The sequence below is a fragment of the Streptomyces sp. NPDC003023 genome, from assembly GCF_042888225.1.
In the GTDB taxonomy this organism is placed as follows: Bacteria; Actinomycetota; Actinomycetes; order Streptomycetales; family Streptomycetaceae; genus Streptomyces.
The window spans coordinates 260914-285028 of record NZ_JBIAPL010000005.1 but is presented as its reverse complement, the minus strand read 5'-3'; the positions used below and the strand labels follow the sequence as shown (position 1 = coordinate 285028).

Below are 24115 nucleotides of genomic sequence, written 5' to 3'. Positions count from 1 at the left end.
TCGGTGCCGGGTGACGGTCCCGCGGAGGGGAGTACAGCGTGGACCGGCCGCACGGCACACTGAACGCCATGAGACTCTTCGCCGCCGTCCTGCCGCCCCCCACGGCCGTCGACGAACTCGCCACCGAGGTCGCCGTGCTCGGGCGGCTTCCCGGGGCCGACGGTCTGCGGTGGACCGGGCAGGCGGGGTGGCACTTCACACTCGCGTTCATGGGGGAGGTCGACGACGCGCTGATCCCCGATCTGCACGCCCGCCTGGCGCGGGCCGCGCACCGGACGGCCGCGTTCCCACTCCGGCTGCACCGCGGCGGGCGGTTCGGGCACCGGGCGCTGTGGGTCGGGGCGGCCGGCGGGATCGAGCAGATGCGGCTGCTGGCCGAGCGCGCCGACGCCGCGGCTCGGCGGGCCGGTGTCGGCATGGAGGAGCACCGCCGCTACCAGGCGCATCTCACCCTTGCCCGCACCCGTGACGGGGCCGGCGACCTCCGTCCGTACGTCGACGCGCTGGAATCCTTCGAGGGCACGCCCTGGGAGGTGGGCGAGCTCACCCTGGTCCGCAGCAACCTGCCGGTCAGCGGTGTTCCGGGCGAGCGGCCACGGTACGAAGTGGTCGGTTCATGGCCCCTCGGGGGCGCGGGTTAACCTCGTCTGGTGAACCCCAAGACCAGAAACCAGATCATGGCCGCCGCGCTGGTGCTGATGTTCGTGATCGTCGCGGTGGCGGCCGCGACGGGCCGGTAGAACCGACACCGGCCGCCGCGGCCCCCACCACGCGCGGCGTCACCAGGCGAACGCCTCCGGCGAGGGGCCGGGGCCGGGGAAGATCTCGTCCAGGCCCGTGAGCAGCTCGTCCGACAGCTCCAGCTCGACCGCCCGCCGTGCGGACGCGAGCTGGTCCGCGGTACGCGGGCCGACGATCGGCCCGGTGACCCCCGGCCGCGTCAGCAGCCAAGCGAGCGCGGTCTCGCCCGGCTCCAGACCGTGCTTGTCGAGAAGGTTCTCGTACGACTGCACCTGCTCCCGGACGGCGCTGTTGGCGAGCGCGTCGGCGGAGCGGCCGGACGCCCGGCGCCTGCCCTCGTTCTCCTTCTTGATCACGCCACCCAGCAGGCCGCCGTGCAGCGGCGACCAGGGGATGACGCCCAGGCCGTAGTCCTGTGCGGCCGGGATGACCTCCATCTCGGCGCGGCGCTCGGCCAGGTTGTAGAGGCACTGCTCGCTGACCAGACCGTACGAGCCGAGGCGGCGTGCCGTCTCGTTGGCCTTGGCGATGCCCCAGCCGGGGAAGTTCGAGGAGCCGGCGTAGAGGATCTTGCCCTGCTGGACCAGGACGTCGATCGCCTGCCAGATCTCGTCGAACGGCGTCCGGCGGTCGATGTGGTGGAACTGGTACAGGTCGATGTAGTCGGTCTGCAGCCGCTTGAGCGAGGCGTCCACCGCGCGGCGGATGTTGAGGGCGGAGAGCCGGTCGTGGTTGGGCCAGGGATCGCCGTCGCCGGCCATGTTCCCGTAGACCTTGGTGGCGAGCACGACCTTGTCGCGGCGGCTCGCGTCGCCGGCGAACCAGGAGCCGATGATCTCCTCGGTGCGGCCCTTGTTCTCACCCCAGCCGTAGACGTTGGCGGTGTCGAAGAAGTTGATGCCCGCGCCGAGCGCGGCGTCCATGATGGTGTGGCTTGCGGCCTCGTCGGTCTGAGGCCCGAAGTTCATCGTCCCGAGGACGATGCGGCTGACCTTGAGTCCCGTGCGTCCGAGCTGCGTGTACTTCATGAGCACACAGCCAACGCCTTCGAGTCCGCTCGAAGCAAGGGTGACGCGGGGCCGCGGCATGTGCCGCGGCCCCGCGACCGGCGGTCTACCAGATCGCCTCGACCCATTCGGGGTGGTCGACGAACGGGTTCCTGTTGTGCTGGTACCGGTCGTATATGACCTGGTTGCGGCGCTGTTCGAAGGCGTCCGGCGGGTCCTGCACGTTCCACTGCTTGAGTACGGACAGCCTGCCCATGTACGGCGCGCTGCCGTTGCTCACGCGGTCGTTGGGCTCGAGGTCGGCCCAGCCGTCGTCGCCCTCGTAGCGCACGGCCATGTAGAGGATCATGCGGGCGACGTCGCCCTTGACCGCGTCACGGGGCTCGAACGAGTCGGAGTCGGTGTAGTTGCCCGGCGCGCCGGAGACCGCGCTGCCGCCGTTGTCGAAGTCCTTGTTGCCACGGATGGAGTTGACCCGCACGTCCGAGGGGCGCAGGTGGTGGATGTCGGTGCCGGGGCCCGTGGAGGTGCCGAAGTCGCCGTGGGACTTGGCCCAGACGTGCTCGCGGTTCCAGTCGCCGACGTCACCGCCGTTGGACGACTTGCTCTGCGATCGACCCGCGTAGATGAGTATGACGTTGGAGGAGTTGTTCGGGTCCTCGTCCGTGTTCTTGAGGGCGTCCCAGACCTGGGAGTAGGACAGCTTGGTCTGGTCGCTGATGATCGTGTGCAGTGCGGATTGCAGCGCGGGGCCGGACTTGCCGAGCGCGTCCTGGTAGTACGTGTCGTCCAGGGAGGATGCGGCGGAACGATTCGTCGGCGTCGAGGTCCCGAGAGTGGCGGCGGGGGCCGTGGTCGCGACACAGGTCAGGGCGAGACCGGCCGCCAGGCCGAGCAGCGCGGACCTGGGTGTGATCGTGCGGAGTCGAGGCATGTGGGGTTTCCCTGCTCCCGTTGCGCACCCACGCCCAAGGGGATCGGCAGGACAACTGCCCGGCAGCGCGGGTGACGATCGATGAGGACATCGAGGAGCATTCCATCACCGCGCGTAGATGTGGTGAACACGCCAAGTCTGTTGTGTGTACATCGTCATGCACGGCGACTTCCGGCCGCGTCTGCTCGTGAGGGAAGTCACCGGTGGTGAAGGTGGGTTCGACGGGGGCCTTGTGCGGTCGCCGTCGCTCGGATGTGTTCCTCGCTGTTCTCGGCCATCTCGATCCTGGGCTCGTCCAAGGCGGTCATCGTGGCGCTCCTCCGCGGCTGCCGCGGAGATCGTGCAACCGTGCGGTGCGGCGGTAGGCGCGGTGAGCGTGTCGCGGTCGGCCCCGGGGACGCGTCAGGCGCCGCCCAGCCAGCCCGCCGCGTCCAGGCGGAAGTTCTCCGGCGGGGTGACGGTGCGCAGGGCGGCTTCGAGATCGCGGAGGCGGTCGAAGCCGATGGTCCGGGCCCACTCGGTCCGCAGTTCGTCGAAGATCGCCGCGGAGCGGGTGAGTGCGTCCAGGCCGTGCGGAGTGAGGCGGATGAGCTTGCGCCGGGCGTCGGCCGGGTCGTCGGCGCGTTCGGCGTAGCCGAGGGCGAGCAGCCGGTCCGCGGTCTTGCCGGCCGCCTGCTTCGAGACGCCGAGGCGCCGGCCGAGGTCGCTGGCGGTGGCCCCGTCCATGCCGATGGCCTGCATGGCGAAGCCGTGCGCGGGCCGTGCGTCGGGGTGGCCCTGCCGGGCCAGTTCGGCGTGCAGTCGGTCGATCAGTGAGCGGAAACCGGCGAAGAGGAGCAGCGGCAGTTCGTATCCGGGGGTGTCGGGCCCGGCCGGTGCGTCGGGCTCGGGAAGTGCGTCGGGCGAGGCCGCGTCGGACGCGTAGCCCGGGGTGCCGGTGCCGGTGCCGGTGCCGGTGCCGGTGCCGGAAAGCGCCTTGCGCGATTCGACAACCTGGTTTACGTTTTCGGGGTCGGGTTCGTCAACCATGTTGTCCATTGTAGGAGCTGGCCATGTTTCCCGAGCACACCCTCGAAACCGCGCCGCCCGCCTCCCGGCGCGCCATGGAGTCGGTCGTCAAGCACCTCGGTCATCTGCCGCCCGCCGTGGCCCTGTTGGCCGAGTCGCCCCACCTCCTGGACGGGTTCCTCAGGCTGAGTGCCGCGTTCGAGACGACGACGCTCGACCCGGTGGCACGGGAGGTGGTCGTGATGACCGTCGCCACGCGCAATGAGTGCCATGTGTGCGTCGCCATGCACACCGGCAAGCTGCGTGCCCTCGGCGCCGACGAGGAACTGATCGCCGCGCTGTGCGAGCGGCGCGAACTTCGCGACGAACGACTGGAGGCGGTACGGCGGTTCGTCCTCGAGGTTCTCGACACCTCGGGCGCGGTCGGCGACGACGACCTGCGCGCCTTCACCGCACACGGCTTCACCGCGCAGAACGCGCTCGAGGTGGTCATGGGCATCGGTACGTACACGATGTCGACGCTCGCCAATCGGCTCACCGGCGCTCGGATCGGCAGCGGTGCTCTTTGAGTCGCATCGCTGCGGGCTGTTGTGCGCGAGTGGCCGACCGGTGACTCGTCTCAGGACGTTGAACGGCCATGGAAACGGCCTGCGGGGAGGTCTCCGTCCGCGTCGGGGGCTCCTCGCCGCGCAAGCCTTGTCGCGTAGATCCAGTCGAGGCCGTCGTACCCGGTTTCGTCGAACTGCTCCGCTCGGGCCAGGCCGGCGCGTACCGCCACGTGTTGCGAGGCGATGTTGGCCGGCCGGACACGGGCGATCAGCGGGAGGTCGGGAACGTGGCGGGATGCCCACGCGGTGACTGCCGCCGCGGCCTCGCCGGCGAAGCCTTGGCCCCAGGCCGAGGTCGCGAAGCGGTAGAAGAGGTTGAGGACCTTCATGCCGTGGAGTTCCATGGGCTTGATCCCGCAGAATCCCAGTTGCCGGGCGGAGTCGTGGCGTCGGACGACCCAGTACCCGTATCCGCACCGCTGCCACTGGTCGTTCCAGCGGCTGTACAGCTCCTCGGCCTCGTCGGGCCGGGTGAGCGCGTCGGACGGGTTGTGCAGACAGGTTTCGGGGTCGTGGTGGATCGCGAAGATCGCCTCGATGTCGGCCTCGGTCGGACGCCGCAACGACAGTCGGGGAGTCCGCAGTTGTGCCTCTGCCGGGTTCGTCTCACTCATACGAAGATCGTAGAAGTGCGTCCGGCGGCCCTGGTGGAATTGATCGTTGCAAGGCGCTGATCGGGCCAGGGCGTTGATCGGGCCAGGGCGTGCGTGGCGAAGACGCGGTCGGGGACGCACTCGGTGCTCACCGGGCATCGAGGAACAGGCCGTCCCCGAAGGCTCGGCGTCGCCGACCAGTCGGCCGGACTACGAGGAGGGGCGGGATCCAGCCGTTGTGGGCAGGCTGGGCCGTGTCTCTCTTCCCTTCTCGGGAACCGCGTGCCGCAATGCCCCCATCAGCCCGTGACCCCACACGAAGGCGGATTCCCCCCATGAAGAACCCCGTCAAGCACACCGGCCTGTACGTCGTCGGAGCCCTCGCCGCGACCACCCTCGCCATGGCGCCGGCGGCTCACGCGGTGACGCCAGAGACGGCGACGTTGTCCTTCGACTGCGGCTCGTACGGCGCCGGCACGGCCACGCTCAAGGCCACCCAGGACGGCACCGCCGCGACCATCGAGGTCTCGACGGACGCCATCACCGCCCCCATCCCCATCGGCGCCGGCTCCGCCGAGTCCACGCTCACCCTGTCCAAGAACGGCACCGACACGGCGACGTTCACCGGAAACTCCAACCCGGCGATCCCGGCGGGCGGCGCGGTCTCGACCGGACCGCTCGACGGGACGGTCGCCGCGGGCGACAGCCTGGAGGCGAAGACCCTGAAGGTCGTCGTCTTCGGTGTCACCGCGCAGTGCACGGCGACCTCGCCGCAGAACCCGGGACCGTTCGTCTTCTGACGTCCCCTCCGCGAAGGCGTACGCGCCCGGTGCCGCCGTGCTCCCGTGAGAGCACGGCGGCACCCGGCGCCTGTGCCGTTCTCGCCCTGCTGCGCCTTCGCAGGGGCGTGCCCCCGCCGGGGGCCGGTGGCTATACCTCCGCGTACACGCGGGTCGCGAACTCCGCGATCTGCTGATCGCTCAGGTTCTTGGCGAGATTCGCCTCGGTGATCATGCCGACCAGGCGGTGACCGCCCTGCACGTCGATCACCGGAAGACGCTTGATGTGGTTGCTCTCCATGATCTCCAGGACCTGGGAGGCGTCCGCCTCCGAGTCGATCCAGTGCAGTTCGCCGCCCAGGGAACCCGCCTGCACCTCCGCCGGGTCCACGCCTTCCGCGCAACAGGTGATGACGATGTCGCGGTCGGTCACCAGGCCCGTGAGCCTGTTGTTGTCGCCGCAGATGGGCAGGGCTCCCACGCCCAGGTCACGCATCATCTTGGCCGCGTCGTGAAGCGACTGATGCGCACCCACGCACTGGGCACCGCTGGTCATGATGTCCTTGGCTCGCAGCTCTCCGGCCATGAGTCCTCCCCTCGGGGAATGTGGCTTTCGTCCGACGCCGGCACGAGTGCCCCGTTGTCGCCGTCCGAAAAGCCGGAGGCGGATCCGTCCCGGGAATGCGGTGGCGGACGGGGCCGTTGCGATGTTCATGACCTTCTCTGTTGACGTGACCGTGCGGGGCTACGAGCTCGACACGCAGGGCCACCTGAACCAGGCCGTCTACCTCCAGTACGCCGAGCACGCACGTTGGGAACTGCTGCGGGCCGCGGGTCTTCCCCAGGAGAAGCTGCTGGCCAGTGGCGTCGGCCCGGTCGCGCTCGAAGTGACGGTCAAGTACCTGCGTGAACTGCGCGGCGGCGAGGAGGTGCGGGTGACCTGCCAGTTCCTCTACGGGGACGGAAAGACCTTCAAGGTTGTGCAGCAGATCGTCAAGGAGGACGGCACGGTCGCCGCGGAGATCTCCGGCGTGGCCGGAATGCTCGACCTCACGAGCCGCAGGCTGATCAGCGACCCGCGCTCCCATCTGGCCGCCCTGGCCGACGATCCGGGCCTGCTCACCGGCTGACGCCCGGCTGCGCCTCCTCGTCGCCGCACCCGCCACCGGCCCGCGGGCGATCCGGTGGCGTCCGGAGAAATGCGTTGCGTCGCCGGGCAGGACGCTCCTAGCGTTACTGCCTTCCTGGGCGCGGCGGACGTGCCCCGTCCGCGGCTGCACATCAGTGGATCGGATATGTGGAACGAATGACTTCCGACGTGTACGCGCTCTGTTTCGATGCGAACGACCCGCTCGCTCTCGCCCGTTTCTGGGGCGGGCTCCTGGGCTGGGAGCAGGTCGACGATCCACACGACGGCATCGCCGTCCTGCCGAACGACGACACCGGGTTCCGGATCCGCTTCTCCTCCACACAGGAGCGGAAGACCCTCGCCAACCGGATGCACTTCGACATGACGAGCACGTCTCTCGAGGACCAGCAGAAGACCGTGGCGACGGCCCTCGAACTCGGCGGCCGGCACATCGACATCGGTCAACGCCCCGAGGAGGGGCATGTGGTGCTCGCCGACCCGGAGGGCAACGAGTTCTGCGTCATCGAGCCGGGCAACAACTTCCTCGCCGACTGCGGCTTCATCGGGGCGCTCGCGTGCGACGGTTCGCAGGAGGTCGGGTACTTCTGGAGCAAGGCGCTGGGCTGGCCGTTGGTCTGGGACCAGGACCAGGAGACCGCGATCCGCTCACCGCACGGCGGCCCCAAGGTGACATGGGGCGGACCGCCGGTGATGCCGAAGCCGGCGAAGAACCGGCTCCACTTCGACGTCGTTCCCGCGACCGGTGATCAGCAGGCGGAGATCGACCGGCTCCTCTCCCTGGGAGCGACCCGGATCGACATCGGCCAGGAGGACGCCGGCCGGGTGTGGCTGGCCGATCCAGACGGCAACGAGTTCTGTGTCCTGAACCCCCGCTAGCGGGGCGGCGCCGACGGCCGCCGGCCTCGGTTCGAGGACGGCGGTCTGCGGAGGACGGTCTGCGGAGGACGGTCTGCGGACGGTGGTCTGCGGACGGCGGGCGTGCCGGCCGGCGTCGTGGGGGGGCCGCGGCGGGGCGACGGCCGTGGGGCGGCGGTGTCAGCGGGGGAGTGCGAGGTCCGTGCAGCCGTGCTGCTTGGCCGAGCGGTCGGCGAACGCCGCGAGGGCGGCCCGGAGGAACTGTTCGGCGTCGTCGTGCGCGTACTCGGTGGCGGCGATGGTGAAGAGGGCACGGCCGCTGGTGCCCGGGCACTTGGCGGTGGCCCAGATGTAGTCCTCGTCGCCACCCGCCTTCCGGGTGGTCTCGGGATCCGGGTGCTGGGCCCGGGCCAAGGGGCCGAAGTGGGCGTTGACTTGGAACAGTTCCTCCGCCCGGGCCTCGGTCTCGCCCAGCACGCAGGTCTCCAGCACGGAGGAAGCCGCCGTCGGGGTCTCCTTGATCCAGTGGATGGTGTCCATGTCGTGCATCGGGATTCCCGCGCATGTGCCTTCGGCCTCGAAGCGGGACTTCTCCTCCGGCTGATCGGGGACGGCCGGGAGGGAGCCGCCGGGCTTCGCATCGCAGTCCCAGTGCCGGGCCGCGCGGGCCGCCGTGGCGGTCACGAGTGCGATGGTGCTCCGTCCCACCGCCGAGTCCCCGCGGTGGGACGAGTGCACGACGACGGAGGCGTCCTGACCGGCGCAGTCCAGCACGGCCGCGGCGTTCTCCCCGTTGGTGTAACCGCGCCAGCCGCCGCCCAGGGGCATCGGAAGGCCGGCCGTCCTGTCGGGGCGCAGTTCGTCGAACACGCCGCGGCGGCCGTCGTCGTCGCGGGCGGAGGCGGGGACGCGGGCGATGACGAGCATCGTGTCGCCGACCTGGCAGAACTCGTAGCCCTCCGGCCCGCCGCGGTGCCATTCGTTCGGCAGGCCCTCATCCGTGTCGTAGTCGGTGATCGCGGCCGACTCCTCGGGAGGGATCAGCCCCTGGCAGTACGTCGCCAGTCTGTCCTCGTAGCGCCAGCGCTTGCCTGTGTCGCTGAGCTGGTACCAGCCGTAGCCCGCGACGGCGACGAGGGCCAGCGGCAGTGCCACGTACAGCGCCAGGCGGCGTATGAGGGCCATTTGCTCCCGATCTCGCGGTTGGACGTCCCGCGGCACCGTATCGCGGCACCGTATCGCGGGGCGGTGGACCGTCAGGCGCGCGGGCGTGCCTCGACCAGGAGACGGGTGGAGTGGGCGACGAACGGGCCGTGGCGGTCGATGAAGCCGTGCAGGGACACGAGGCGGTCGCGGTAGGCGTCGACCGTGAAACCCGGGACGATCCAGATGACCTTGCGGAGGAAGTGGACGACCGCGGCGATGTCGTGGAACTCCATCCGCAGCGCTTCCTGGCGGAGGTCGACGACCTCCAGGCCGGCGGCCTCCGCGTCCGCGACGGTGGTCGTCGGGCTGCGGGAGGGGTCGACGGGCTGGGGGCCCATCAGGTAGTCGGTCAGTTCGCGGACAGAGCCGTCGCCGATCGCCTGGGAGAAGTACGTGCCGTCCGGGCGAAGGACCCGGCGGACCTCGTCCCAGCGGACCGTGACGGGGTGGCGGCTGACCACCAGGTCGAAGTGGCCGGACGGGAACGGCAGGTCGGCCGTGTCGCCGACGCCCACGACACTCGCGCCGAACTTCGCCAGGTTGCGGCGGGCGATCTCCAGGTTCGGCGGCCACGACTCCGTCGCCGCGAGCACCGGCGGGGCCGCCGGGATCGAGGCCAGGACCTCGCCGCCGCCGGTCTGGATGTCGAGCGCGGCCTCGGCCTCGGCCATGCGGTCGGCGAGGAGCCTCGCGTAGCCCCAGGAGGGGCGCTGCTCGGTGGCGCGGCCGTCGAACCAGGAGAAGTCCCAGCCCTCGGTGGGGGCGGCTTCGCCCTCCGCGAGGAGTTCGTCGAAAGGGGGCATCGGCCGATGGTCGCAGCCAAGGGTGCGCTGCCGCATGCGGTTTACGGCGGTACGGCACCCGTGAACGCCGTCCCATGACGGCCACCGAACCGCCCATGGGTGGCCGGATGAACCCTGCGGCAACAACACGGTGTGTGACTGAGCGGTAACACAAATGTGATGAGTGTCACCGGATGTAGTACGAAACCGCTTTCAATGGGGATCTCTGCACGTCAATGGCCATGTCCGGCGGAAGTTGATCGGAAGTGGGGTGAAAGTGGCGGTGGGTGACAGGACATAGCTTGAGCGGCGTCCCAATCCTTATGAGGAACAAAGGAGTTCGACTCATGTCCCGCAACCTGCTCACCGGTCTGACCCTCGCCGCCGCCATCGGCCTGACCCCGCTCATGGCCGCTCCCGCGCAGGCCGCCGGTGGCGTCCAGCCCTCCTACGTCGACCTCTCCCTCTCCGTCCAGAGCTCCACCGCGGACGGCCAGTTGCTGCCTGCCGAGTACGGCGACCTCAGCTGCAGAGAGGGCGACGACCACAACGCGCCCCTCGAGGCATGCGCCGAACTCGCCGCGGTGAACGGCGACGCCGGAGACCTGAACGTGAACCCCGACCGCGCGTGCCCCCTCTACTACGCCCCCGTCACCGTGACGCTGAAGGGCTGGTGGGGTTCGGAGTACAAGTCCTTCACGAAGACCTACGGCAACTCCTGCGAGCTGGCCAACACCACGGGCCCGGTCTTCAGCATCTGACGGCCCTCGGCCCGGATATGAGCGCACCGCCCGGCGACCACGGTCGCCGGGCGGTGCGTCGTTGCGGAGGGCCTCGGCCGCGTCCGTCGCGGTGACGGCGCTCCTGACGGACTGCGGCCGGGCCGGCTCACCCGTACTTCACCGCTGTCGCGGTGCTCGCGCCGCCGCGACCGGGTCGTGCGGGCCGGAACGGGAGCGCGCGGGCCGGGTCAGCCGCGGGCGAGGCACAGGGACGCCGTCAGGACGTCCTTCTCGTCGGGCACGCTCGCGGAAACGGTCTTGTCCACCGACGTGCCGGGCAGTCCGCTCGTGGTCACGGAGCCCTGGAAGCGGGCGTCCAGGGTGCCGCCCTCGGTGCCGACACCCGCGCGTACGACCACACCTGACGAACCGTCCGGGCAGGCGAGCGTCTCGACGACCGGGGTGACGTTCGGGGTGGAGACCGCGACGGAGAGGGTGCCGGTGACCGTGCTGGGGCCGGTGCCGACGGTGACACACGTGTTCACCGCGCCGGAGGCGCACAGTTCCGCGACCTCGGTGCCGGGGACGACGAGGGTGACGGTCTGCGAGACGGACCTGTCGGCCGTGGTCGCGGCTCCCGCGCCGGTGGCTGCGGCGAGGCTGCCCGCGAGTGCGAGGCATGCGGCGACGGCGGCGATTCGGGGCATGTTCGACATCGTTGATTCCTTGTCCGAGAGGATGGTGAACGACTCCTGAACATCACGTATCGCGACATGATCATCGCACTGCGTGACGCATGCAGTCTGGAGTGGTCACGCCACTCAGGGCAACAACAAGCTTTCGGTCGTGTCCTGAAGCGGCCATTGGGGCCCTCGGGGGTGGCAGCTTCCTGGCGGAGTGCGGCTGTGCGTCGCTTCATCAGGGCAACTGCCGGGCTCCCACGCCTGTGTCGGGGGCCGGTGCGGCGAGGATCAGGCCGCGACGCCGTACGTCCCGCCGAGTCCCCACGCCTGGTGCATCGCTGTCGCGAAGGCGCCGGCGAGCTTGATCTCGCCCGTGGGGCCGGGGTGGGTGCCGTCATAGGTGTCGGTGTGAATGTCGTACGAGTCCGGCCGGGAGGCCAGCAGGATGGGGGACGCGGGCGTGTCCAGATCCGCGACCGCCTTCCCGAGCAGCACGTTGAAGCGGTCGCACTCGGCGGCGAAGGGCAGGTCGGACTCGGCGCGGACGTTCGGGATGACGGGCAGCAGCACCATGCGTACGCGGGGGTTGGCGGCGCGCGCCTCGGTGATGAACGCGCGGGCGTTCGCCGCGGTCTGCTCGCTGTTCGTGTAGAAGCCGAGGTCTATGAGGCCGAGTGAGACCAGCAGGACGTCGGCACGCTCCGCGGCGACCGTCTCGCGGATCACGGGCGCCATGTGCAGCCAGCCCTCGCCCCAGCCGGCCAGATGGCGGCGGGCGTCGGCGGGGAAGGCCGGGTCGGCGTAGGCATGCGACACCGGGGCGTTCGCCTCGATGTCGTACAGCTCGCGGCGCGGGCCGACGATCTCGAAGGGCCGGCCCGTGGCGGACAGGTGCTGCCACATCCGGTAGCGCCAGCTGTGGTCACCGGCACTTCCGATGGTCATGGAATCGCCGACGAACAGAAAGCGCATGGGCGCAATCATCGCCGAACCCGCCGGTAACACGTCACCTGTCGGCGATGTGAGGCTGAACACTGCCCGTGAGTGCCGTGACCAGCCGTCCGATCCGCTCGCGCGGGTCGGGGTCGGCGGACGACCAGGTCGTCATCAGCAGGTGGTGGACCGTGCCGACGAGCGCGAGGGCGACGGCCTCCGTGTCGAGGCCGGCGGCGACGCGGCCGGCGCGCTGCTCGGCGTCCAGGTACTCGGCGAACGATTCCTGGATGGTGGTGAATCCGGGTGCTCCGGCCGCCATCGCGTCCCGGAAGCGGAGTGCGGCGCCGGGTCGGCTCAGGGCCAGGCCGGAGAGTGTCGGGCCGGTGGACGTGAGGAGGGTGCCGGTCACCTCGACGAGGTTCGCCACGACCGTGTCGCGCCCCGCCCGCCCCGGGAGTCGCGCCGCCAGCGCGGCCGTACGCGCGAAGCGGTCCAGGACCAGTTCCGCCACGAACTGGTCCAGTCCGCCGGGGAAATGGGCGTGCAGCAGGCCCTTCGAGCAGTCCGCCTCCTCGGTGACGGCCCGGCTGGTGAGCGAGCCGGGGCCGCCTTCCGCCACGACTCGTTCGGCTGCCGCGAAGAGGCGCTCACGGACGTCTGGGACGGCTACTCCACGGGGTGACATTCAGGGCCTTTCCGGGTGTTCCGCTGTGTCGCGATGGACAGTATGGGCAAGCGCCCATACTGTTTGGGCGTACGCCCATTCTAGCCGGGTCCCAGAGAGGCAACCGTCATGGCACACATCGTGAACACCGAGCAGGAGCAGGCGTGGAACGGTTACGAGGGCACCCACTGGGCCCGTAACCAGGACCGCTGGGACGCGGTCAACGAGGGCTTCGACAAAATGCTCCTCGACGCCGCCGCCATCGGCCGCGAGGACGCCGTCCTCGACATCGGCTGCGGCGCCGGCGCCATCACCAGGCTCGCCGCCCGGCGGGCCGTTGACGGACGCGCCACCGGGGTCGACCTGTCCCGCCCGATGCTGGAACGGGCCCGGGCCTCCGCGCACGCCGCGCACCTCGGCAACGTGACGTTCGAACACGGCGACGCCCAGGTCCACCCGCTCGAGGGGCGCGGCTTCGACGTGGCCGTCAGCCGATTCGGAGTGATGTTCTTCGCCGATCCGGTGGCCGCGTTCACCAACATCCGCGGCGGGCTCCGCGCCCGCGGCCGCGCGGCGTTCGTCGTCGCCTCCGACGGTGACGGTTACGGGAACGAGTGGATCCAGGCGCTGGTGGGCCTGCGCGGCCTGCTCCCCATGGGCGGCTTCGGCGTGACCGGCGGCCCCGGCATGTTCTCGCTGGCCGATCCCGGGCGGCTGCGCGAGGTGCTGACGGCGGCGGGGTTCACCGGCATCGGCATCGAGCACGTCGAGGCGCAGGGCAGGTGGGGGCGCGACGCGGAGGACGCCACCGGGTTCCTCATGGGCTCCGGACCCGGCCGCCATCTGCTGGCGCAGGTGGACGAGGCGACCGGTGCGCGGGCCCGGAGCGAGCTCGCGGACATCCTGCGCCCGTACGAGAAGGACGGCGCGGTCCGGCTCCGCAGCACGGCGTGGCTGGTCACCGCCGAACACCGGTAGGCGAGGTGGCAGGCTTGGGGCATGCGTTCGCTTCCGTACGTCACCGGCCTCGTGGCCGCCCTGGTGCTGACCGCCGCCGTGCCCGCCGCCGTTGCCGTTGCCGCTGACGGTTCCGAGGTTTCCGAGGTGTCCGAGGTCTCCAAGGTCACCCAGGGCTCCGACGGCTCCGACGGCTCCGACGGGTTCACCATCGAGGACCCGCGGATCACCGAGTCCAGCGGGCTCGCCGCGAGCCGGGCGCACCCGGGGATCTACTGGACGCACAACGACCAGGACAAGCCGAGGATCTTCGGCGTCGACTCGAGGACCGGCAGGACGGTCGCCACCATCACGCTGCGCGGAGTCGGCACCCCGCGGGACATGGAGGCGATATCCGTGGGACCGGACGGCGCCGTCTACGTAGGCGACATCGGCGACAACCTCGACGGCAGCTGGGACCACGTCTGGATCTACCGCTTCCCGGAGCCGGAGAAGTTGCGCGACCAGACCGTGACCGCCACCCAGTTCGACGTGAAGTACGCCGACGGAGCACGCAACGCAGAGGCGCTGATGGTCCACCCGAAGACCGGCCGGGTCTACATCGCCTCGAAGAACGAGGACGGCGGCGGCCTCTACGAAGGACCGGCCACGCTCAGGACGGGGCAGGTCAACGTCTTCCGGCGGATCGGTGAGGTGCCGTGGGTGACCGACGGCGCCTTCTCGCCGGACGGGAGGGAACTGGTCCTCCGCTCGTACTTCAGTGCCCGCGGCTACGAGTGGAAGGACGGCCGTCTCGGCGCCGACCACCGGGTGCGCGGACCGATCCAGGGGCAGTCGGAGTCGGTGACGTACACGCCCGACGGCAGGACGCTGCTGTTCGGCTCCGAGGGAGAGCGCAGCCCTGTCGAGCCGGTGGCCGTCGAGAGCGACGACGCCGGCTCCGGCGCGGCGGAGGACAGCGCGAAGCCGGGAGGTCCGGGCGGCGGAGCGGCCGGCGGTGACGAAGGCAAGGGCGGCGTCACCATGTACGGGGTGCTCGTCCTCGCCGGCGCGGGTGCGCTCGTTCTGGCGCTGAGGCGCCGGCGCGGCTAGGGGCCTCTCGCTCGGGCCCGGCCGGGGCTCGCCTCCCCTGCGCCGTTTCTCACCCGCTCAATGGCCGACAGGGTCCGGCGGTGTCCTGCTGGGCCATGGCCCGACGTGTGCTTCCGGCCATCCACTTCGCCGCGCCGTCGGAGCCCGGCGAACGGACTCAACCCTGCCGCGAGGCGCGTTCCTCGACGAGGGCCTCGAAGCCGGCGACCAGACGGTCGACCCCGAAGGCGAAGTGGTCGAAGTCCGAGCCGAAGGCGTCCTCCGAGAGGGTGGCGAGCCGCGGGTAGCGACCCGAGAGCATCGCCCGTTCCAGGAAGGGCTCCTGGCTCTTCCAGAAGTCCGCCTCGCTCTGGCCGGTCTGCTGAGCGGCCTCCGCCGCCTCCACTTCCATGCGCACGATGCCGGAGACGAAGCTCTGCACGGAGATGATCACGGAGATCAGCTCGGGGTCGCTGAGGTTCATGCCCTCCAGCGCCATGAGTGACGTCTCCAGGCCCTGCACGGCGCTGGGGCCGAGGACCGTGCGGGAGCGGTTGACCTTCAGCAACCACGGGTGCGCGCGATGCAGTTCGAGGTAGGCGCGGGCCATGGCCCGTACGGCGTCCTGCCAGGTGTGGGACTCGGCTGCGTGCGCCTGGCTCTCCAGCGGCTCGCCCGTGACCCGGTCGAGCATCAGGTCGAGGAGCTCGCCCTTGCCGGGGACGTACCGGTAGAGGGACATGGTGCCCGTGCCGAGCTCGGTGGAGAGGCGGCGCATCGAGACGGCGGCCATGCCCTCCGCGTCGGCGATCTCGACGGCGGCGGTGACGATCCGGTCGAGGGTGAGCCCCGGCTTCGGTCCGCGTGCGGGGCGCTCGCCGGTGCCCCAGAGCAGTTCGAGGCTGCGGGCGATGTCGCCGCTGCCGGTCGTCTCCGTCGTCGTCATGGGCCCAGCGTAATCTCCCGGGCAAAAACTGAGTACGGTGTACCCTTTACGGAGTACGCTGTACTCAGTTACTTCTGGAGGGGAACATGGACGCATACGCCGTGTCGGCGGAAGGACTTGAGAAGCGCTACGGGGACAAGCGGGCCCTCGACGGCTTCGACCTCGCTGTACGCAGGGGCACCGTGCACGGCCTGCTCGGGCCGAACGGCGCCGGGAAGACCACCGCCGTACGGGTCCTCGCGACGCTGCTGCGCTTCGACGGCGGCCGGGCCCGGGTGGCCGGTGTCGACGTGGCCCGCGACCCGCGCCGGGTACGCCGCCGCATCGGCCTCACCGGCCAGTACGCGGCGGTCGACGAGGTGCTGACGGGGCGGCAGAACCTGGAGATGTTCGGCCGGCTCTTCCACCTCGGCGGCAGGCGCGCGGCGCGCAGGGCCACCGAGCTGCTCGAGCAGTTCGATCTCACCGAGGCGGGCGACAAGGGTGCCGGCAAGTACAGCGGCGGCATGCGCCGCAGGCTCGACCTCGCCGCGTCGATGATCCTCGCGCCCGACGTGCTGTTCCTGGACGAGCCGACGACCGGCCTCGACCCGCGCTCGCGCGGTGAGGTGTGGGAGGCGGTGCGCCGGCTCGTCGCCGGCGGCACGACCGTCCTGCTCACCACCCAGTACCTGGAGGAGGCCGACCGGCTCGCCTCCCGCATCACCGTCATCGACCAGGGCCGCGCCATTGCCGACGACACCCCGGACGGGCTCAAGAACCGGGTCGGCGGCGACCGCATCGAGGTGGTGGCCCGTGACGCGGCCGACCTGCCGGCGATCGCCAAGACCGTGGCCCGCCTCTCGGACACCGACCCGACGACGGACGAGCTCGAACGGCGCGTCCACGCGCCGGTGACCGACCGCGTCGCCGCCCTGACCGACGTGGCTCGCACCCTTCAGGACGAACGGATCCCGGTGGAGGACATCGGTCTGCGCAGGCCGAGCCTGGACGACGTGTTCCTGCGCCTGACCGGACACGGCACGGAGACGAAGGAGGAAGCCGCAGCATGAGCACGACAGACCTGGCGGACCTGGAGCCCGACGGCAGGCACGGGCCCGCCTACTGGGCCATCGCAGACTGCTGGAACGTGGTCCGCCGGGGACTCACCCACTACCAGCGCCAGCCGGTCCTCATCGCCTGGCAGCTCGGCTTCCCGATCATCTCCGTACTGCTCTACGGATATGTCTTCGGCGGCGCGATGAAATCGCCCGACGGCGGCAGTGTGCGTGACTTCCTGATGCCCGGCATGTTCGCGATGACCATGGCCTTCGGGTTCATGAACACGGCGATGGCCGTCGTCACCGACGCGACCAAGGGCGTCATCGACCGCTTCCGCTCGATGCCGATGGCCCCGTCCGCGGTGGTCACCGGCCGCGGCGCGAACGACCTGATCGTCGCCTGTGCCGAACTGACGATCCTGGCCGCGACGGCCCTCGCCATGGGCTGGCGCGCGGACACGGGCCTCGCCGCGTCCCTGGGCGCGTTCGGACTGCTGCTGCTCCTGCGGTTCTGCCTGATCTGGGTCGGCATCCTGCTCGGCCTGCTCGTTCCCAGCGCGGAGGCGGCGGGTGGCCTCTACGCGGTCGCCTTCCCGCTCACCATGATCTCCAGCGTGTTCGTGCCGCCGTCGACGATGCCGGACTGGCTGGGCACGATCGCCGCCTGGAACCCGATCTCCTCGACCGCCGCGGCGGCCCGCGAACTCTTCGGCAACCCGGTGGCGAGCGACGGGAGCTGGATCCAGGAGAACTCGCTGCTGATGGCGGTGGTGTGGCCGGTCGTCGTGACGGCGGTGTTCGCGCCGCTCGCCGTGCGACGCTTCCAGCGGCTCAGCCGCTGAGGTCCTGCGAGCGGCGGGGCGCCGTCGCGGGACGACGACCCCTTCCATCACCGGAAGGCGGATCGTCACACCGTCGAGCGGTCGCGCCGCCCCCGCGCCGACCGCGGCGCACATGTCGACCCCGCGCACCATCGGGTCGAGACTGGAATGAGGCCGGCAGGCCGCCTTTCCGACCGGTCCCGGCCGTGGAGGCAGTCATGACGGCGACCACGCGCGAGGAGACCCCCGTCGTACTCGAGGGCGGCGGTGTCGAGCTGAGGACGAAGGAGGCCGGCGGCGGCCTGTCCGTCGCCTTCATCCACCTGCCCAAGGGCACGGACATGGGGCCCGCGGTCAAGGGCCTGCCCGGGGACCTGTGCCAGTGTCCCCACTGGGGATTCCTGATGAGCGGCCGGATCAGGATGAGGACCGCTTCCGGCGAGGAGACGTACGAGGCGGGCCAGGCGTACTACTGGGCGCCCGGCCACGCTCCGGAGGCTCTGGAGGACGTCGATGTGGTGGAGTTCTCGCCGACGGCGGAGTTCACCGAGGTGATCGACCACATCAAGGCGCAGTCGGGGTGAGAGCCGGCGGACACGTCACAGGGCCCGGCGGACACCGCCGGGCCCTGTGACTACGCTGCTGGTGCCGTGACCGGCAATGTTTGCCCGTGAAGGTGCGTGCTGGACCCCGTGAAGTTGCGTGCTGGGCGACGCGACAGGGCAAAGCCTGCCGGGAGGGGCACTAGAGCTTTTCGATCACGTAGTCGATGCACGCCGTCAGCGCCTCGACGTCCGCCGGGTCGATCGCCGGGAACATCGCCACGCGCAGCTGGTTGCGGCCCAGCTTGCGGTACGGCTCGGTGTCGACGACGCCGTTCGCGCGCAGCGCCTTGGCGACCGCGGCCGCGTCGATCTCGTCGGCGAAGTCGATCGTGCCGATGACCTGCGAGCGCTTCGCCGGGTCGACGACGAACGGGGTCGCGTACTTGGACGCCTCCGCCCAGCCGTACAGGGTGCGCGACGAGGTCGCGGTGCGGCTCACGGACCAGTCGAGGCCGCCCTGGCCGTTGATCCACTTCAGCTGCTCGTTCAGCAGGAAGAGGGTGGAGAGGGCCGGGGTGTTGTACGTCTGGTTCTTCAGCGAGTTGTCGATCGCCGTCGGGAGCGAGAAGAACTCGGGGACGTGCCGGCCGGAGCCGTGCACGCGGGCCGCGCGCTCCAGGGCGGCGGGGGAGAACACGCCGATCCACAGGCCGCCTTCGGAGGCGAAGGACTTCTGCGGCGCGAAGTAGTAGACGTCCGTCTGAGCGATGTCGACCGGCAGGCCGCCCGCGCCGGAGGTCGCGTCCACCAGGACCAGCGCACCGTCGTCCGCACCGTCGACCCGCTGGATCGGGGCGGCGACACCGGTGGAGGTCTCGTTGTGGGTGAAGGCGTAGACGTCGACGCCGGCCTCCGCCCGCGGCTCCGGGTGGGTGCCCGGGTCCGAGGAGATGACGGTGGGCTCCTCCAGCCACGGCGCCAGCTTGGCGGCCTTGGCGAACTTGGAGGAGAACTCGCCGAACGACAGGTGCTGGGACCTGTTCTCGATCAGGCCGTGGGTCGCGACGTCCCAGAAGGCGGTGGAGCCGCCGTTGCCGAGGATCACCTCGTATCCCTCGGGGAGGGAGAACAGCTCGCGCACGCCGTCGCGGACCTCGCCGACCAGGTTCTTGACCGGGGCCTGGCGGTGGGAGGTGCCGAGGAGAGAGGTGCCGGTGGCGGCCAGGGCGTCCAGCGCCTCCGTACGCACCTTGGAGGGGCCCGCGCCGAAACGGCCGTCGGCGGGCTTGATGTCAGCGGGAATCTGGATATCAGCCACGTTCCGGAGCGTATACCGGTCCGGCGGCCGGGCGGGCGCACGGTCCGGCGGCTGAGACGGCGCCGCCGGACCCCGACCCGCGGGTCACGCGGGGCGGCCGGGACCCGGCGCGTGCAGGTGCTCCACCAGGGCGATCAGCACGAACTTGCTTGACGAATGGTCCCTGGCGTCGAACTCGACGAGCGGCACACCCTGCGCGAGGGCGAGCATCTCGCGGATCTCGTCCTCCGAACGGAAGGGGCCGCCGAAGTCGTTGACGGCGACGATGAAAGGCGTGCCCTGGTGCCTCAGTCGCTCGATCGCGTACCGGGCGTCGCCGACGGCGCGCGTGTCGATGAGGACGACCGCCGCGTCGGTGCCGCGGAGGAGACGGTCCCAGAGGAAGCGGAAACGTTCCTGTCCGGGCGTACCGAACAGATACAGCACCCGTTGGTCGTCGATCGTGATGCGGCCGAAGTCGAGGGCGACCGTGGTCGCCGTCTTGGCCGGCACCCGCGCGGCGGCGTCCGCCAGACAGCCGTCCGGGCTGATCGTCTCCTCGGTGTGCAGCGGACGTATCTCGCTGACGGAACGCACCATCGTGGAGCGGCCCGCGCCGAAGCCGCCCACGACGGCGATCTTGAGCGCGCCGGCAGGGGCCGCGGTGCCCGTGCTCGCACTGCCGGGGGTCGCCCGGGTGGTCGCGCGGGTCATCGTTTCTCGGAGGTGCCGGTCATCGAGTGGTGCCTTCCGGGGTGACGGGGGGCGCAACTGGAGCCGCTGCTTCCTGACGAAGTCGTCGACACTATAGGAGGGTTGACGATCAGTTGGGGATGGGCGTGCCGCTTCCTGCTCGGCCGCGGGCGCACAACGTGTGCAAGTGACACGTTTCCTGCCGGTCCTGCCACCGGCGCAGCCGTCATCCTGGAACACATGGTTGAACACACCAGGGGTACGAGCGAACTGGCCCGCGCGCTCAAGGCCGCCGTCGGCGGTGAAGTGGACTTCTCCGCCGCCGCCCGGGCGCTGACGACCATGGACGCCTCCAACTACCGGCGCGTCCCGGTCGGCGTCGTCGCCCCCCGCGACGCCGACGACGTGGCCGCCGCCCTCGAGGTCTGCGCGCGGCACGGCGTACCGGTCGTACCGCGCGGCGGCGGCACCTCCATCGCCGGACAGGCCACCGGCACCGGTGTGGTCCTGGACCTCACCCGCCACATGAACAGGATCCTCGACGTCGACGCGGCCGCGCGGACCGCGCGCGTGCAGCCCGGTGTCGTACTGGACCGGCTCCAGCGGGCCGTACGGGGGCACGGACTGGTCTTCGGCCCCGACCCCTCGACACACAGCCGCTGCACACTGGGCGGGATGATCGGCAACAACTCGTGCGGCGCCCACTCGGTCGCCTGGGGGACGACGGCCGACAACGTCCGCGACCTGTCGGTCGTCACCTACACGGGCGCCCGTCACCACCTCGCCCGCGGGCTTCGGCCCGGCAGCGCCCCGCCCGGCCTCGGCGACCTCGTCGAACGCAACCTCGCCCTGCTGCGCACCGGCTTCCCGGAGGGCCTGCCGCGCCGGATCTCCGGATACGCGCTCGACGCCCTGCTGCCCGAGAAGGGCGCCGACCTCGCCCGCGCGTTCTGCGGCAGCGAGGGCACCCTGGCCGTCCTGACGGAGGCGACCGTACGGCTCGTGGACGCACCGCCCGCCCGGGCCCTCGCCGTCCTCGGCTACCCCGACGAGAGCGCCGCCGCCGAAGCCGCCGCCGGCCTGCTGCCCCTCGGTCCGCTGACCGTCGAGGGCATGGCGGAGGATCTGGTGCCCGCGGGCCACGGTCTGCCGCGGGGCGGGGCGTGGCTGTTCGTCGAGACCGGCGGGGCCACCGCCGCGGAGGCGAGGGACGGCGCCGAGCGGATCCTGCGGGCGGCCGACGCCCTGGACGGCACGGTCGTCGACGACCCGTCGGCCGTGCGGGCCCTGTGGCGAGTACGCGAGGACGCGTCGGGCACCGCGACCCGGATGCCGGACGGCGGCGAGGCATGGCCCGGCTGGGAGGACTGCGCGGTGCCGCCCGCCCGTCTCGGCGCGTACCTGCGCGACTTCCGTTCCCTGCTCGCCGACCACGGCCTGCACGGCACCCCCTACGGTCACTTCGGCGACGGATGCATCCATGTCCGCATCGACTTCGACCTGCTGACCGGTCCGGGCGTCCGCCGCTTCCGCACCTTCTCGGAACAGGTCGCCTCACTCGTCGTCGCCCACGGCGGCTCGCTGTCCGGTGAACACGGCGACGGACAGGCCCGCGCCGAGCTGCTGCCCAGGATGTACGGGGAGGAAATGGTCGGCCTCTTCGGCCGGTTCAAGGACCTGTGGGACCCCGAGGGCGGCATGAATCCCGGCATGCTGGTGCGTCCGGACCCGCTGGACGCGAACCTCCGCTTCGCCGTCCTCCCACGTCGTCCCGTCGACGTCGTCTACGGCTACCCCCACGACGGCGGAGACTTCGCCGGAGCGGTGCGCCGCTGCGTCGGCGTCGCCAAGTGCCGTACGGAACACGCCTCGGCGGGCGGCGGCGTGATGTGCCCCTCGTACCGGGCGACCGGCGAGGAGGCGCACTCCACCCGCGGCCGCGCCCGGCTGCTGCACGAGATGCTCGCCGGCGAGGTCGTCACCGACGGCTGGCGCTCCACCGAGGTCCGTGACGCGCTCGACCTGTGCCTCTCCTGCAAGGGCTGCCGCAGCGACTGCCCGGTCGGCGTCGACATGGCCACGTACAAGGCGGAGTTCCTGCACCACCACTACGCGGGACGCCGCCGCCCCCCGGCCCACTACGCGATGGGCCGCCTCCCCAAGTGGCTGCGCGCCGCCGCCCCGTTCGCGTCCGCCGTCAACGCCGCGGGCCGTCTGCGGCCACTGGCCGCACTCGTCAAGCGACTCGGCGGCATCGCTCCGGAACGGGAACTGCCGCGCCTGGCACCGCGGACGTTCCGCCGCTGGCTCCGCGACCACATGGGCGGACGGGCCGAGGTGCTGGAGAAGGACCGTACGGCCGTGCTGTGGCCGGACACCTTCACCGACCACCTCTCGCCGTCCGTGGGGAGGGCGGCGGTGAACGTCATGGAGGCGGCGGGCATCGAGATCGTGCTGCCGCCCGGCCGGGTCTGCTGCGGGCTCACCTATGTGTCCACGGGGCAGCTCGACCTGGCCCGCAAGGTCATGCGGCACACGCTCGACGTCGTCGAGCCGCTGCTCGAACTCGACGTGCCCGTCGTCGTGCTGGAGCCGAGCTGCGCGGCGGCCCTTCGGACCGACCTGCCCGAGCTGCTGGGCGACGACCCCCGGTCGGGCCGGCTGGCGGCGTCCGTGCGGACGTTCGCGCAGGGACTGGAGGAGTGCGCGCCCGACTGGACGCCGCCGCGCATCGGGCGCCCGGTCGCCGGTCAGACGCACTGCCACCAGCACGCCGTCCTCGGTGACGCCGCCGAACGGCGGCTGCGTGAACGGGCCGGGCTGGACGGCGAACTGAGTGGAGGCTGCTGCGGGCTCGCGGGCAACTTCGGCTTCGAGCGGGGCCACTACGAGGTGTCGGTGGCGTGCGCGGAGGACCAACTGCTGCCCGCCGTGCGGGCGGCCGCGCCCGGCGCCGAGCTGCTGGCGGACGGCTTCTCCTGCCGCACCCAGCTCGACCAGCTGGCGGGCCGCAGGGCCAGGCACCTGGCGGAGGTGCTGGCGGAAGGGCTCGGTGACGGGCGGGGGAGCGGGCCTGCGGAGGGGGGCGGTGACGGGCGGCGCAATGGGCCTGCGGAGGGGGCCGGTTACGGGCGGGGGAGCGGGCCTGCGGACGAGGGCGGTGACGGGCGGAGGAACGGGCCTGCGGAGGGGGCCGGGAAGGGGCCGGCGGGCGGGTCCGGGGCCGGGTCCGGGCGGGCCGCGTTCCCAGGGGAGGACCTGCGCGCCGAGTGACGTCCGGCATCCGGCAGGATGGGCGTCCGACCAGGCAAGAGAGGGCGGATGCCATGCGCAGGAGCGTCGGGCGGGCCGACATCGTGAGTCTGCTGGCGCGGGCCGCGGCGGTTCTGCTCGTGTCCGCACTGGTGGCGCATCTGCTGGTGGCGGCGATCGCGGTCGACCCGGTCGACCCCGTGGAGGCGGCGGCCGACAAAGGGGTGGGCTCGTTCGTCGTGTCCCTGCTGAGGGGCGTGTCGGCCGGTGCGCTCGGCGCGGCCGGATGCGTCGTGGCGGCCCTGCTGGTGATCCTCGCCGTACGGGGCGTCCGCCGTCTCCTCGGGCTTGTGCGCGGCGGCCGGTGGGCCCGGCCGGGGAGGGCCGTCCGGTGCCTCAGGCGAGCTGAGCCGCGGGCATCTCGACGACGTGCGGCGGATCCTGGGTGAAGTCGCTGTACCGCACCCACCCCACCCGCACCCGCACATGTGTGATGCCGGGCCAGGAGAGCCGGTCGCGGCCCTCCGGGTACACCCGGAAGTAGCAGTCCCGCAGGCGTTCCAGCTCCGCTCCGGCGGGGAAGTCGGCGGTGCCCTCGAGCTGTGCGGTGATCGCGTGCTCCCAGCCGACGACGAGGGCGATGCGCGGATCGGCCCGCAGGTTGAGGCACTTGCGGGTCGTGCCGACGGTGTCGAACACGATCTCCAGATCGTCGGTGACGGCGTACCCGACGACCGCGGCCTGCGGCGATCCGTCCGGTGCCACGGTGGCCTGGACGGCGAGCCTGTACCTGCGGAGGAACCACACCAGCTCGTCACGCTTCAT

General features: G+C 71.2%; 27 protein-coding genes. 13 read left to right on the top strand and 14 right to left on the bottom strand.

Translation table 11 applies throughout. The annotated features are described in order from the left end of the window. Positions 1-68 precede the first annotated feature (68 nt). Complete coding sequence (thpR, locus tag ACFYV1_RS19330; protein WP_389396707.1) at positions 69-641, top strand: RNA 2',3'-cyclic phosphodiesterase; 573 nt, start codon at positions 69-71, stop codon at positions 639-641. A 138-nt stretch (positions 642-779) separates the two neighbouring features. On the opposite strand, the gene ACFYV1_RS19325 is transcribed toward thpR, so the two are convergent. From ACFYV1_RS19325 to ACFYV1_RS19315, 3 genes are all read right to left on the bottom strand, one after another. Then, complete coding sequence (locus ACFYV1_RS19325; protein ID WP_389396706.1) at positions 780-1769, bottom strand: aldo/keto reductase; 990 nt, start codon at positions 1767-1769, stop codon at positions 780-782. A gap of 85 nt (positions 1770-1854) precedes the next feature. Then, complete coding sequence (locus ACFYV1_RS19320) at positions 1855-2682, bottom strand: endonuclease I family protein (RefSeq protein WP_389396705.1); 828 nt, start codon at positions 2680-2682, stop codon at positions 1855-1857. Positions 2683-3084: 402 nt separating this feature from the next. Further along, the gene (locus tag ACFYV1_RS19315; protein WP_389396905.1) at positions 3085-3528 is read right to left on the bottom strand and encodes a MarR family winged helix-turn-helix transcriptional regulator; all 444 of its coding nucleotides are present in this window, start codon (positions 3526-3528) and stop codon (positions 3085-3087) included. A 206-nt stretch (positions 3529-3734) separates the two neighbouring features. Here ACFYV1_RS19315 and ACFYV1_RS19310 point away from each other — a divergent pair, with 206 nt between their 5' ends. Next, positions 3735-4259: a carboxymuconolactone decarboxylase family protein gene (locus ACFYV1_RS19310; RefSeq protein WP_389396704.1), complete on the top strand. Its 525-nt coding sequence runs from the start codon at positions 3735-3737 to the stop codon at positions 4257-4259. A gap of 50 nt (positions 4260-4309) precedes the next feature. Here the strand turns inward: ACFYV1_RS19310 and ACFYV1_RS19305 are convergent, their stop codons facing one another. Further along, positions 4310-4912, bottom strand: a complete 603-nt coding sequence (locus ACFYV1_RS19305; protein ID WP_389396703.1) for a GNAT family N-acetyltransferase — start codon at positions 4910-4912, stop codon at positions 4310-4312. A gap of 314 nt (positions 4913-5226) precedes the next feature. Here ACFYV1_RS19305 and ACFYV1_RS19300 point away from each other — a divergent pair, with 314 nt between their 5' ends. Next, positions 5227-5691, top strand: a complete 465-nt coding sequence (locus tag ACFYV1_RS19300; protein WP_389396702.1) for a hypothetical protein — start codon at positions 5227-5229, stop codon at positions 5689-5691. Between the two features lie 130 nt (positions 5692-5821). Here ACFYV1_RS19300 and ACFYV1_RS19295 read toward each other — a convergent pair whose 3' ends face one another. Beyond that, positions 5822-6256 carry a CBS domain-containing protein gene (locus ACFYV1_RS19295; RefSeq protein WP_389396701.1) on the bottom strand — a complete coding sequence of 145 codons (435 nt, stop codon included), beginning with the start codon at positions 6254-6256 and terminating at the stop codon, positions 5822-5824. A gap of 127 nt (positions 6257-6383) precedes the next feature. On the opposite strand from ACFYV1_RS19295, the gene ACFYV1_RS19290 reads away from it, so the two are divergent. Together ACFYV1_RS19290 and ACFYV1_RS19285 are read left to right on the top strand one after the other, a co-directional pair. Then, positions 6384-6800, top strand: coding sequence for an acyl-CoA thioesterase (locus ACFYV1_RS19290; protein ID WP_389396700.1), 417 nt, complete (start codon positions 6384-6386; stop codon positions 6798-6800). 176 nt (positions 6801-6976) lie between these two features. Beyond that, a complete protein-coding gene (locus tag ACFYV1_RS19285; protein WP_389396699.1) occupies positions 6977-7696 on the top strand; it encodes a VOC family protein in 720 nt (239 codons plus the stop codon). Between the two features lie 159 nt (positions 7697-7855). Here the strand turns inward: ACFYV1_RS19285 and ACFYV1_RS19280 are convergent, their stop codons facing one another. After that, positions 7856-8860: a hypothetical protein gene (locus ACFYV1_RS19280; RefSeq protein WP_389396698.1), complete on the bottom strand. Its 1005-nt coding sequence runs from the start codon at positions 8858-8860 to the stop codon at positions 7856-7858. Positions 8861-8931: 71 nt separating this feature from the next. Then, positions 8932-9684 (bottom strand): class I SAM-dependent methyltransferase, encoded by a 753-nt coding sequence (locus ACFYV1_RS19275; RefSeq protein ID WP_389396697.1) that lies wholly within the window; start codon positions 9682-9684, stop codon positions 8932-8934. A gap of 326 nt (positions 9685-10010) precedes the next feature. Between ACFYV1_RS19275 and ACFYV1_RS19270 the strand changes: the two genes are divergently transcribed. Beyond that, positions 10011-10424, top strand: coding sequence for an SSI family serine proteinase inhibitor (locus tag ACFYV1_RS19270; RefSeq protein ID WP_389396696.1), 414 nt, complete (start codon positions 10011-10013; stop codon positions 10422-10424). Between the two features lie 209 nt (positions 10425-10633). Here ACFYV1_RS19270 and ACFYV1_RS19265 read toward each other — a convergent pair whose 3' ends face one another. The 3 genes from ACFYV1_RS19265 to ACFYV1_RS19255 form a co-directional block, all read right to left on the bottom strand. Continuing rightward, positions 10634-11101 (bottom strand): hypothetical protein, encoded by a 468-nt coding sequence (locus ACFYV1_RS19265; RefSeq protein WP_389396695.1) that lies wholly within the window; start codon positions 11099-11101, stop codon positions 10634-10636. Positions 11102-11356: 255 nt separating this feature from the next. After that, positions 11357-12040 carry a GDSL-type esterase/lipase family protein gene (locus ACFYV1_RS19260; RefSeq protein ID WP_389396694.1) on the bottom strand — a complete coding sequence of 228 codons (684 nt, stop codon included), beginning with the start codon at positions 12038-12040 and terminating at the stop codon, positions 11357-11359. A gap of 34 nt (positions 12041-12074) precedes the next feature. Then, positions 12075-12689: a TetR family transcriptional regulator gene (locus ACFYV1_RS19255; protein WP_389396693.1), complete on the bottom strand. Its 615-nt coding sequence runs from the start codon at positions 12687-12689 to the stop codon at positions 12075-12077. 108 nt (positions 12690-12797) lie between these two features. On the opposite strand from ACFYV1_RS19255, the gene ACFYV1_RS19250 reads away from it, so the two are divergent. Next, positions 12798-13646: a class I SAM-dependent methyltransferase gene (locus tag ACFYV1_RS19250; protein WP_389396692.1), complete on the top strand. Its 849-nt coding sequence runs from the start codon at positions 12798-12800 to the stop codon at positions 13644-13646. A 21-nt stretch (positions 13647-13667) separates the two neighbouring features. Next, a complete protein-coding gene (locus ACFYV1_RS19245; RefSeq protein ID WP_389396691.1) occupies positions 13668-14717 on the top strand; it encodes a WD40 repeat domain-containing protein in 1050 nt (349 codons plus the stop codon). Positions 14718-14874: 157 nt separating this feature from the next. Here the strand turns inward: ACFYV1_RS19245 and ACFYV1_RS19240 are convergent, their stop codons facing one another. After that, positions 14875-15642, bottom strand: a complete 768-nt coding sequence (locus tag ACFYV1_RS19240; protein WP_389396690.1) for a TetR/AcrR family transcriptional regulator — start codon at positions 15640-15642, stop codon at positions 14875-14877. An 86-nt stretch (positions 15643-15728) separates the two neighbouring features. On the opposite strand from ACFYV1_RS19240, the gene ACFYV1_RS19235 reads away from it, so the two are divergent. From ACFYV1_RS19235 to ACFYV1_RS19225, 3 genes are all read left to right on the top strand, one after another. Beyond that, positions 15729-16694, top strand: coding sequence for an ATP-binding cassette domain-containing protein (locus ACFYV1_RS19235; protein ID WP_389396689.1), 966 nt, complete (start codon positions 15729-15731; stop codon positions 16692-16694). Next, positions 16691-17524: an ABC transporter permease gene (locus tag ACFYV1_RS19230; protein WP_389396688.1), complete on the top strand. Its 834-nt coding sequence runs from the start codon at positions 16691-16693 to the stop codon at positions 17522-17524. The genes ACFYV1_RS19235 and ACFYV1_RS19230 overlap by 4 nt, the downstream gene beginning before the upstream one ends. Before the next feature lie 197 nt (positions 17525-17721). Further along, positions 17722-18087: a hypothetical protein gene (locus ACFYV1_RS19225; RefSeq protein ID WP_389396687.1), complete on the top strand. Its 366-nt coding sequence runs from the start codon at positions 17722-17724 to the stop codon at positions 18085-18087. Positions 18088-18247: 160 nt separating this feature from the next. On the opposite strand, the gene serC is transcribed toward ACFYV1_RS19225, so the two are convergent. After that, complete coding sequence (serC, locus tag ACFYV1_RS19220; RefSeq protein ID WP_389396686.1) at positions 18248-19366, bottom strand: phosphoserine transaminase; 1119 nt, start codon at positions 19364-19366, stop codon at positions 18248-18250. Between the two features lie 84 nt (positions 19367-19450). Continuing rightward, positions 19451-20059 carry an ATP/GTP-binding protein gene (locus tag ACFYV1_RS19215; protein WP_389396685.1) on the bottom strand — a complete coding sequence of 203 codons (609 nt, stop codon included), beginning with the start codon at positions 20057-20059 and terminating at the stop codon, positions 19451-19453. Positions 20060-20278: 219 nt separating this feature from the next. On the opposite strand from ACFYV1_RS19215, the gene ACFYV1_RS19210 reads away from it, so the two are divergent. Both ACFYV1_RS19210 and ACFYV1_RS19205 read left to right on the top strand, forming a co-directional pair. Then, positions 20279-23311, top strand: coding sequence for an FAD-binding and (Fe-S)-binding domain-containing protein (locus ACFYV1_RS19210; RefSeq protein ID WP_389396684.1), 3033 nt, complete (start codon positions 20279-20281; stop codon positions 23309-23311). Between the two features lie 53 nt (positions 23312-23364). Then, positions 23365-23739, top strand: coding sequence for a hypothetical protein (locus tag ACFYV1_RS19205; protein WP_389396683.1), 375 nt, complete (start codon positions 23365-23367; stop codon positions 23737-23739). Here the strand turns inward: ACFYV1_RS19205 and ACFYV1_RS19200 are convergent. After that, the gene (locus tag ACFYV1_RS19200) at positions 23687-24115 is read right to left on the bottom strand and encodes a pyridoxamine 5'-phosphate oxidase family protein (protein WP_389396682.1); all 429 of its coding nucleotides are present in this window, start codon (positions 24113-24115) and stop codon (positions 23687-23689) included. The genes ACFYV1_RS19205 and ACFYV1_RS19200 overlap by 53 nt on opposite strands.